The 11,113-nt window shown below is 72.6% G+C and carries 4 protein-coding genes; all 4 read right to left on the reverse strand.

The window, feature by feature from the left end; all coding sequences use genetic code 11:
- On the reverse strand, window positions 1-3,904 hold a 3,904-nt coding region (locus C2142_RS30290; RefSeq protein WP_162002586.1), incomplete at its 3' end, for a non-ribosomal peptide synthetase.
- Window positions 3,901-8,442, reverse strand: coding sequence for a non-ribosomal peptide synthetase (locus tag C2142_RS41730; protein ID WP_148646029.1), 4,542 nt, complete (start codon window positions 8,440-8,442; stop codon window positions 3,901-3,903). The genes C2142_RS30290 and C2142_RS41730, both read right to left, overlap by 4 nt.
- 6 nt (window positions 8,443-8,448) lie before the next feature.
- Window positions 8,449-9,441, reverse strand: coding sequence for a TauD/TfdA family dioxygenase (locus C2142_RS30300; RefSeq protein WP_206671051.1), 993 nt, complete (start codon window positions 9,439-9,441; stop codon window positions 8,449-8,451).
- 74 nt (window positions 9,442-9,515) lie between these two features.
- On the reverse strand, window positions 9,516-11,113 hold a 1,598-nt coding region (locus C2142_RS30305), incomplete at its 5' end, for a condensation domain-containing protein (RefSeq protein WP_241002864.1).

The raw sequence follows: 11,113 nt of genomic DNA on the forward strand, positions 1-11,113 counted from the left end.
CGGCCGCGGCCGGCGGCACCGTGAACGGGTGGCGCGCGCCCTCGTAGCCGATGGTCTGCGGCCTCGGGTGGTCGGTGGGCAGCGCGAGCAACGCGGGTGCACCGGCCAACTGGCCTCGCCAGTAGTCGAGATGGCCTGCCAGGGCGGCGTCGTGCAGCGAGGCTCGCTGCCAGATCGCGTAGTCGGCGTACTGGGCCGCAAGCTCGGGCAGCGCCGCGGTCGTCCCCTCGACGGCCGCGGTGTACCGGGCCGTGATCTCGCCGAGCAGCACGGACATCGACCAGCCGTCGGCGACAATGTGGTGGAAGCTGATCAGCAGTACGTGCTCGTCCGGCGCCAGCCGGAGCAGGAGCGACCGGAACAGCGGGCCACGGGCAAGGTCGAAGCGTCGGTCCGCCTCGGCCGCGGCCAGCTGCCGGACCACGTCGTCGCGTCGCTGCGCCGGCACCGACCGCAGGTCGACAACGGGCAGCGCGACCGGCGCCGCCGGGGCGATCACCTGCCGGGGTTCACCGCCGTCGGCGTGGAACGTGGTGCGCAGTGCCTCGTGCCGGGCCACCACCGCGCTCAGGCTGCCGGCCAGCGCCGCCGCGTCCAGCCGGCCGAGCAGGCGCACACCATTGCTGACGTTGTACAGCGGGGTCTCCGGCTCCCAGGCCTCGAAGAACCAGAGCCGTCGCTGGGCTGAGGAGAGCGGCAGCTCGTCCGGACGCGGCCCGGCGGTCAGCGGCCGCGCCCCGGCGGTGGCGCCCCCGCCCTGCCGCCGGGCATCGACCTCGGCGGCCAGTTCGGAGATCGTCGGCTTCTCGAACAGCACCCGCAGCGGCAGCTCGATCCGGAAGACCTTCCCCAGCCGGTTGTGGATCTGGGCGGCCAGCAGCGAGTGGCCGCCCAGGCCGAAGAAGTCGTCCGTCACTCCCACCCGGGCAACCCCGAGGACCTGCTGCCAGATACCCGCGATCACCTCCTCGGTGGGTGTCGCGGGGGCCCTACCGGCCTGCGGCGCGACACGCGGCGGATCCGGCAGCCGGGTCTCGTCGACCTTGCCGTTGGGGGTCAGCGGCAGTTCGTCGAGTGTGACGAAGGCGGCGGGTACCAGGTTGGCGGGCAGCCGCTCGGCACAGTACTCGCGCAGGCCGGCCGGTTCGGCGGCGGGCACCAGGTAGGCCACCAGCATGCCGTCACCGGACGCGCCGGCGCGGACCGTCACGGCGGCGCCGCGGACCTCGGGATGGCCGTTCAGTACGGCCTCGATCTCGGCCGGCTCGATCCGGACGCCGCGCAGCTTGACCTGGCGGTCGGCCCGGCCGACCGACTCCAGCCGGCCGTCCGGCCACCAGCGCACCAGGTCGCCGGTCCGGTACAACCGTTCGCCGGACGCGTTGCCGAAGGGGTTCGGCAGGTATGCCGCGGCCGTCTGGCCCGGACGTCCGAGGTAGCCCCGGGCCACGCCCCCGCCGCCGATCCAGAGCTCTCCGATCGCGCCTTGCGGCACCGGACGCAGGTCGCCGTCCAGCACGTGAACCCGGGTGTCGCTGATCGGGCGGCCGATCGGCGGCGGCCCGCTCTCCTCGGCCGACGGCAGTACGAGCCCGGCGACCGCGACGACGGTCGCCTCGGCCGGACCGTAGTTGTTCACCAGTTCGAATGGCAGGTCCCGCACCGGCCGACCGCTCATCCGGGCGCCACCCGCCAGCAGGCAGCGCAGCGCGGTGCCCGCCGGCCAGTCGAGGTGGATCACCTGCTCGGCCAGCGGGGTGGGCAGGAAGGACACCGTGCACCCCTGCTCCAGCAGCCAGCCGGGCAGCAGGTCGGGCTGGAGCCGCTCCCGCTCGGGGACCACGTGCAGGGTCGCCCCCGCGGCGAGCGCGGGCCAGAGCTCCACGTTGAAGGCGTCGAAGGACGGGCTGGCGAACTGGCTGAGCCGGTCGTGCTCGCCCGGCCGGTAGTCCTGGAGGTACCAGGCGACGAGGTTGCGCAGGTTGGCGTGGCTCACCATCACGCCCTTGGGCAGGCCGGTCGAACCCGAGGTATAGACCAGATAGGCCAGGTGGGCGGGGTCGGGGCCGTCGGCCGGGGGGACCGCCGGGCGGGCCGCAAGCTCGGCGGCCAGCGCGGGATCATCCAGGCACAGCCGTTCCACCGTCGGCGATTCGGCCGCCGCCAGGTCCCTCCGGGTGACCAGGATGCCCGCGCCGCTGTCGGCCAGCAGGTACGCCACCCGCTCCGCGGGGTAGGCCGGGTCTATCGCGAGGTAGGCACCGCCCGCCAGCCAGACGGCGAGCATCGACACGTAGAGGTCGGCCGAGCGTTCCAGGCACACCGCCACCGGTCGCTCCGGGCCGACGCCTGCCTCCCGCAGCAGGTGTGCCAACCGTGCGGCCCGCGCGAGCAGCGCGCCGTTCGTGAGCTGCCGCTCACCGTCCACCACCGCGACCGCGTCCGGCCGGGCGGCGATCCGGGCGGCGACGGTCGCCGCAACGGTGTCCGGAACGCCTTCGGTCGGCCCCCGGCTGCCCCAGTCCGTCGTCAGCCGGTCGAGCTCACCGGGCGACAGCATCTCGATCCGGTCGGCGTCGTGCTCGGCCGCGGTGGCCAGGCCCGCCAGCAGGCGCTCCAGGTGCGCGAGCAGGCGCTCGGCGGTGTCGGCGTCGTACCTGGCGGTGTCGTGGGCGAGGCGCAGGTGCAACCGGTCGTCCGCCGCCACCACCAGGGTGAGCGGGTAGTGCGTCTGCTCCCGCACCCGAAGGCCGCCGACCGACAACGCCCCCGTCTCGACGGTGCCCGAGGTCGCCAGCGGGTAGTTCTCGAACACCACGATGCTGTCGAAGAGCTGCGTTCCGCGCGGCACCTCGCTCCAGCCCTGCACGTCCACCAGCGAGCTGTGCTCGTACTGGCGCAGCTCGACCATCTGCTCCTGGCACTGCCGCAGCCAGGCGATCAGCGGCAGTCCGGTGTCAAGTCGCAGTCGCATCGGCAGCGTGTTGATGAACAGGCCGACCATCTGCTCGAAGTCGGCCAGATCGTACGGGCGGCCGGCGACGGTGGTGCCGAAGAGGACGTCCCGCTCTCCCGTGTAGCGGCCGAGCAGGAGCGCCCAGGCGCCCTGCACCAACGTGCTCAGCGTCAGCCCGTGGCGCCGGCCCGACTCGCGCAGCGCCGCCGTGACCGCCTCCGGCAGGCTCAGTGCCACGGTGGCGTGCCCGCCGTCCGCGCCGTGCTCGCCCGCGGCGGCCTCCCGTGCCGCGGGCAGCGGCGTGGGCGCGCCGACGCCTGCCAGGTGGGAGCGCCAGAAGGCCTCCGCCTGCGCCTGGTCCTGCTTGCGCAGCCAGACCACGTACTCGCCCAGGTCCGGCGCGGGCGCCAGTCCGGCCGCGGTTCCGGAGATCCCCTCCTGGTAGAGCGCCATCACCTCACGGAAGGCCACCGCGCGGGACCAACCGTCCAGGATCACGTGGTGGTTGCTCCACACCAGCTGGTGCGTCTCGTCGGCGAGGCGGACCAGGGTCAGCCGGAACAGCGGAGGGCGGGCCAGGTCGAAGCCGCGGACCCAGTCCTCGTGGGTCAGCGCCTCCAGCCGCGCCTCCTGCTCGGCGGCCGGCATCCCACGCCAGTCGTGCTCGCTCCAGGGCAACGCAACCTGACGGTGCACCACCTGGCGGGCCTGCGCCTGGTCGGTCCAGTGGACCGATGTCCGCAGCGTCCCGTGCCTGGCCAGGACCCCCGTCCAGGCCAGCCGGAAGGCCTCCGCGTCCAGCGGGCCCTGGATCCGGCAGGACACCTGTTCCACGTAGGCGTCCGCGCTGGACCCGAGCAGGCTGTGGAAGACCAGCCCCTGCTGCAGCGGGGACAGGGGATAGATCCGCTCGATACGCTGCCGTGCCGTTCCGCCCTGAGCGGTCATACCTCGTCATCCCCCATCAACAAGTCGTCCAACTGGTCGAGCAGACCGCCCAGTTCTTCCTCGCCCAGCCCGGATTCGGCGAATGCCGGATCGGCCGGGCCGTGCTCCGGCACGGCCGCCGGGCCGGCCGTGGCCAGCGCCCGCAGCTCGCCCAGGCAACGCTCCGCCAGCTCCTCGATCTCCCCCGACCGGTGCAGCGCCGGGTTGTACGACCAGCTGATCCGCAGCCGGCCTGCAACCACAACGGCCGTGACGTCCACCAGGTAGGGGCGCCGCCCCTGCGGGTCGACGGTGGGACCGGTGCTCTCCAGGCTGAGCTCGAACGGCCCGTCCGGGCCGCCGTCCGACATCTGGCCCAGATAGTTGAAACGCAGGGCCGGCGCCGGCAGGGACCGCAGTCCGGCCGTTTCGGCGCCGACCCGCCCGTAGCGCAGCAGTCCGAAGCCCGCCCCTGTGTCGGGCAGCGCGGCCAGTTCGGCCAGCCGCTCCGCGGTCCGGCGGACCACCTCGGCCGGCGAGTCCTCGGCGAGGGCCGTCAGGCGCAGCGGGTACAGCGTGGTGAACCAGCCGACCGTGCGGGACAGGTCGACGTCGGCGCGGTCGGTGTCGCGGCCGTGGCTCTCCAGGTCGATCACCGTGTCCGGTTCGCCGGTCCACTCGGCGACGGCCCGGCCGAGAGCCGCGAGCAGCAGCTCCAAGGCGCTGTGACCGCCCGGAGAACGGAGCAGCTGCGCGGTGGCCTCGGGGCTCAGCACCGTGGCCGCGGTCTCCGCCTCGCCGTGCCGGCCGGGCTCGCCGCGCAGCCTCCCGGCCGCCGGTACGGAAGCGAGGGTCCGCGTCCAGTAGGGGAGTTGGGCCAGCAGCTCGGCGGACTCGGCGCGCGTCGCGAGCCGCTCGGCCCAGGTGCGGAAGGCGGTCGTCCTGGCCGGCAGGCGGACCGGCAGTCCGCCGGCCGCCTGCTCGTAGGCGGTGGCGAGGTCGTCGAGCAGAATCCGCCAGGAGACGCCGTCCACCGCGAGGTGGTGGACCACCAGAAGCAGTCGGTCACCGTCCTCGCCCAGCTTGAGGCAGGCCGCCTTCAGCAGGCACCCGGATGCCAGATCCATGCCGGTCTGCAGCCTTTCGGCCAGGGCCTGGGTCTGCGCGGACCGTTCCTGTGGCGGCAGGCCGGACAGGTCGGCCACCGTCAGCACCGGCGCCTCCAGCGCCTCCGGTCCGGCGTTCTCCAGCGACCAGCCGCCGTCACCGTCGCGCAGCAGACGAAGCCGCAGCGCGTCGTGGTGGGTGACCACCACGCGCAGGGCCTCCTCCAGCCCGTCGGTGTCCAACGGGCCGCGCGAGCGCAGCAGCATGGCCTGGTTGTAGTGATGCGGAGAGGACGGCTCCGCCTCCAGGAACCAGCGCTGGATCGGGGTCAGCGGCACGGGGCCGCTGACCGCTCCCTGGTCAACCTGCGCGGGCACCGCACCGGGCGACAGTTGGCCGGCCAGCTCGGCGATGGTCGGGAACCGGAACATCAGCTTGGGAGTCAACGCAAGACCCGCCCGCGCCGCCCGCGCCACCACCTGAATACTCAGGATCGAATCCCCGCCCAACGCAAAGAAATCATCATCCCGGCCAACCCGCTCCACCCCCAGCACCCCGGCCCACACCCCGGCCAGAGCCACCTCCACCGGCCCCCGCGCAGCCTCGAACACCGCCGACGCCCCCCCGAACACCACCTCCGGCAAAGCCCGCCGGTCCACCTTGCCATTGCCCGTCAACGGCAACCGCTCCAACCCCACGAACACCGACGGCACCATGTACTCCGGCAACAACCCCGCACAATGCGCCCTCAACTCCCCCTCCCCCACACCCGCACCCCACACCCCGAACGCCACCAACCGCACCACACCCGCACCATCCGCACGAGCCACCACCACCACCTCGCGCACCCCCGCACAACGACGCAGAACCCCCTCCACCTCACCAGGCTCCACCCGGAACCCCCGCACCTTCACCTGATCATCCACACGCCCCAAGAACACCAGCGAACCATCAGCCAACCGACGCGCCCGATCCCCCGTCCGATACATCCGCGCACCCGGCCCACCAAACGGATCCGCCACAAAACGCTCCGCCGTCAACCCCGCCCGACCCAAATACCCCCGAGCCACACCCCCACCCCCGACAAACACCTCACCCGACGCCCACACCGGCACCGGACGCAACCACTCGTCCAACACATACACCCGCGCCGAACCCAACGCCGACCCGATCGGCACCGAACCCGCACCCCCGACCGAACCCCCCACCTCGAACGACAACGCCCCCACCGTCGTCTCCGTCGGCCCATAGTGATTCACCACCCGACACGACGGCACCAACCCCCCGACCCGCCCCACCAACTCCCAGTCCGACACCTCACCACCCAGCACCAACACACCCGACGGCAACACCCCCGCCGCCCCACCCCCGTCCAACAACGCCCGCAAATGCGACGGCGTCACCTTCAGACAATCCACCGGGAACCGCCCGAAATAACCCGCCAACGCCACCGGATCAACCGCCACATCCAACGGCACCACATGCAACGTCCCCCCCGAACACAACGCCGGGAACACCACCGTATGACCCAAATCCGCCGCAAGCGTCGACACCACCGCATACCGCGAACCACCCGGCAACCCCAACCGCGCACCAACCCCCGCCACATACCCCGCCAAACTGCCATGGGACACCCCCACCGCCTTCGGCACCCCGGTAGAACCCGACGTGAAGATCGCATACGCGAGGTTCTCCGGACGGGCACCGCCACCCGGGCGGTCCACCGGCTCGCCGGCCACGGCAGGCGACCGCGGGTCGACAACGGCCACGTCGCCGGCAGCACCGTCGAGGTCGGCGGGGCCGGCGACCAGCACCCGGGCGCCGGCCTGCGCCAGCAACTCGGAACGGCGCGCCGCCGGCAGGGCGGGATCCAGCGGCAGATAGGCACCACCGGCCTTCATGATCCCCAGCAGGCCGACCACGAAATCGACCGAGCGCGTGGCCAGCAGGCCCACCGGCGACTCCGGGCGCACCTCCAACCGGCGCAGCCGGTGCGCCAGCCGGTTGGCCCGCTCGTCCACCTCCCGGTAGCTGAGCATGCCGTCCTCGGCGACCACGGCGGTGGCAGTGGGAGTACGTACGGCCTGCTCCTCGAAGAGCTCATGGACGCATCGCGGCGGGACGGCCTGGCCGGCAGGCGTCGCCGTGGCCGCGGCCAGCACGCGCTGCCGCTCGGCCGGGCCGGCCAGCGGCAGCCGCATGCAGTCGGTCCGCGGTTCGTCCACCGCCGCGGTGAGCAGGTGCAGGTACATCTCCGCCAGCCGGCCGACCTGGTCCCCGGTCAGCAGTGAGGCGTTGTAGTGCAGCGAAAGGTCCAGCCGGTCGCCGGTCTCGGCTCCGGCCAGCCGCAGCGAGAACGGCTCTGCGTAGGCCGCTGCCGCCACCAGCCGCCAGGTGTCGTCCGGCCCGACCGGTTCGGGCTCCACCCAGTCGAAGGCCAGCCGGGCGACCGGCGCACCGCCCGGCGCGGCCGCGTCCCGGAACTCCTGCCGACCGAGCAGTTCCCGGACGCCCAGCTCGGTCTCCCTCAGCAGGTCCGAGAAACTCCGGCCCTCGGCCGCCGGGGCGCGGCGGGGCAGGGTCTGCGCGAACACGCCGACGGCGCCACGCATCTCCTCGTGCGGCCGGTTGGCACCCACCACGGCGACCGGCATGTCCTCACCGGCGATCCGCCGGAAGAGCAGCTGCCAGGCCGTCAGCATGACGGTCCGCAGGGGCACCTCCGCCTGCCGGGCGAGCGCCCGGGCCGCGCCGGCCAGGTCCGGTCCGAGCGCGAGCGGATGCGCGGCCGGACGGAACTCCGCCTCCCCGCCCGACTGTTCGTACGGCAGTGGCTCGGTCACCGGCACTTCGGCCGACCGCTGCTCCCAGAACGCGCGCCCGGCGGCCGTCTCGTCCGCCATCAGCAGGTCGAGCTGCCATTCCGCGGCGTCGGCGTACTGCAGTACGTCCTCCTCCGCCCCGCTCACCGAGCCCGTGCTGCAGTACTGCTGGACCTCCGCCACCAGCAGGTGCAGCGAGACCGTGTCCGCGCAGCCGGCCGGCAGGGTCAGCAGCAGCCGGGAGCGGCCGCCTGGCAGTGCGGCGAGATCCGCACGCAGCAGCGGGCCCGCCGCCAGGTCGAACGGCTCCCTCGCCCGGTCGGCCCGCAGCGCCTCCCAGACCTCCGGCCACCCGGCCTCGCCGAGCCGGCTCAGATCATGATGGGTACGGGCCAGCAGCGGCCGCTCGTCGATCACCTGCAGCGGTATGTCCACCCCCGGCAGGCTGCGGAGCACCGTACGCAGCACCTCGTGCCGCTGCGAGACGTGGTCCAGAGCGGCCCAGACCTCGGACACGGCGAGGTCCGTCGCGATCTCGATGTCGGCCTGGGCGTAGTAACGGTCGGCAGGGTTGGCCTGCCGGAGCAGCCAGAGGCGCCTCTGCTGCGGAGAGAGTCGGTAGCCTTCCATCAGTCCTCAAACACTCGGGCCGTCGAACGGCTCGGCCATCCCCACCACGACGCGGCGCGGTCCCTTGAAAGGTCGGCGCCCGTGCGCCACCAGCATGTTCTCGACCACCGCGATGTCACCGCTCTGCCACGGGAAGGCGATCTCCTCCTCCCGGAGGACCTGCCGGATCGTCTCCAGGTCGGCCGGGTCGATCGGGGAGCCGTCGCCGTAGTACGCGTTCCGGGGCAGGTCCTCTTCGGCGAAGGCCGCAAGGAGGGACGACCGCACGTTCTCGGCAAGGCTGGACACGTGGAACAGGTGAGCCTGGTTGAACCAGACCTGGTCACCCGTCACTGGGTGGGCCAGCGCGGCCTGGCAGACCTGGCGGGTCCGCAGCCCACCGCCCCGCTTCCACTCGAACTCGATCCCCGAGCGATGGCAGAACTCCTCGACCGCCGACTGCTCGGTGGTGTCGAAGACCTCCTGCCAGGACAGGTCCAGGCCTTCGCCGTAGTTCCGCACGTACATCACGTTGCGGGAGACGAACCGGTCGCGGATGTCGGCCGGAATGCGCTGGAAGATGCGGCGGCTGTCCGCCAGCGGGGTCTCTCCGCCCTCCTGCGCGGCGGTGACGGAGTAGAAACCGAGCTTCATCGGCCACTGCCGGGCGTACGCCATCTCGTTGTGCAGCGGGATCTCCTGGTCGGCCGGGTACTCGGTCGACGTGTACACCCCGCCCGACACCTGGGTACGCGGGGTCGAGGCGTACGAGTAGCGCAGCAGATCACCTCCGCCGATGCAGCTGATGACATGCTCGAAGTCGGACACTTCGCGAAGCCCGGAGAAGCCGCGGAACAGCACAGCGCCGTGCTTCAGCAGATGCCCCCGAATCGCCTCGCGGTTCTCCTCGGTCCAGGCCCGCAGGTTGACGCCCTCCACGGTCGCGCGCAGCAGCAGCGGAGTGGCGGTGGTGGGGAGCAGGGGCTCGGCCGAGACCAGCGAGTCCGCGTGGAGACTCACGGGTTCCCGACGCTTGCGGCCGAAAGCCGCCGGCCCGGTGGTGTTGGGGCTCATAAGACTGTCCTCTACGTGTGTCAGCTGGTCACGGGGCCGGTGTCCTGGGCGCGGCGACGGCGCCGCTTGACCGCTCCGGCGCTGTAGGCGGCTGCGGCCTGGGCCACCTCGGCCTGGCGCTGCTCCTCGGCGGCGCGCAGGCGCCCGGTGAGCTCGTCGAGCCGGAGGCCGGGGGCGGCCACCGCTTCTTCCAGCACTGTCGTCAGTTGGCGGGCCAGACCCTCGATACCCGCCGCGGTGAAAAGATCGGTCTTGTATTCGCAGACCAGGCGCAGACCAGCCGCCGAACGGCGCAGTTCGAGCCGCAGGTCGTAGCGGGCCAGTCGCGGCGTCGCGCCGACCGGCTCGACGGCCAGGCCGTCGAACGTCTCGGCGACCTGGAGTTCATCCTGGACCACGAACCATGCCTGGAACAACGGGAGATGACTGGCCTTCCGGTCTGGCCGGAGGTCCTGGACGACCTGCTCGAACGGTACCTCGGCGTGGTCGTAGGCCTCCAGGCAGACCGTCCGCGCGCGGGCCAGCAGGTCGGAGAAGGTTGCGCAGCCGTCCAGGCCGAGCCGCAGCACGACCGTGTTGGCCACGTAGCCGATCACGCCCTCCAGCTCGGGCCGGGTACGGTTGGCGACGGGTGTGCCGACCACCACTTCGTCGAGCTCCCGGGCCTGCCCGAGCGCCACGGCGGCGGCCGCGAACAGCGCCATGAACGGGGTGGCGTTCGCACGCTGGGCCAGGTTCGGCAGGCCGAGCGCCACCGCCACCGGCAGATCCACCTCGTGCACCGCACTGTCGTAGGTCTGCACCGCCGGACGCGGCCGCTCGGTGGGCAGCGTGACGTCGGGCAGGCCGGACAACCGCTCACGCCAGTAGCCGAGTTCGCGCTTCATCCGGTCGCTCTTGAGCCACTTCTGCTGCCAGACGGCGTAGTCACCGTACTGGACCGGCAGCGGCGGACGCACCACGGTCTCGCCGGCCCTGCGCTTCCCGTAGTCCTCGCCCAGCTCGGCCAACAGCAGGGTGAGCGACTGCCCGTCGGCGATCAAGTGGTGGAGGCAGAGCGCGAGTTGGTGTTCGGTCGGGCTCAGCCGCAGCAGCACCGCCCTCCAGAGCGGACCGCCGTCCATCCGGAACGGCGTCTCCGCCGCCGACTGGACCAGCCGCCGGGCCAGCGTCGCGCGCCGCTCGTCCGCAAGTGCGGCCAGGTCGATGACCGGCAGCCGCACCGAGCCCGACGGCCCGATCAGCTGCCGCCGCTCGCCGCCGCAGTCGACCAGCGTGGTCCGCAGGCTCTCGTGCCGGTCGGCCACCGCGCGGACACTGCGGCGCAGCACCGCCACGTCCAGCTCGCCGGTCAGCCTGAGCGCACCCGAGATGTGGTAGAGCGGGGTGTCCGGCTGCCACTGCTCCAGGAACCAGAACCGCTGCTGGCCGAACGACAGCGGCAGCGTCGGCTCCCCGGGCGCCCGGGGCGGGATCGTGGACTGCTCACCGCCGGCCTCCGGGCCACGGCCGTCGATCTCGCTCGCCAGCGACGCCAGGTCGGGCGCACCGAACACGACCCGCAGCGGAAGGTCGACCCCGAGTGCCGACCGCATCCGCCCCTGCAGCACCGTCGCGA

The sequence above is a fragment of the Streptomyces sp. CB01881 genome (assembly GCF_002953255.1).
Classification (GTDB): Bacteria; Actinomycetota; Actinomycetes; order Streptomycetales; family Streptomycetaceae; genus Kitasatospora.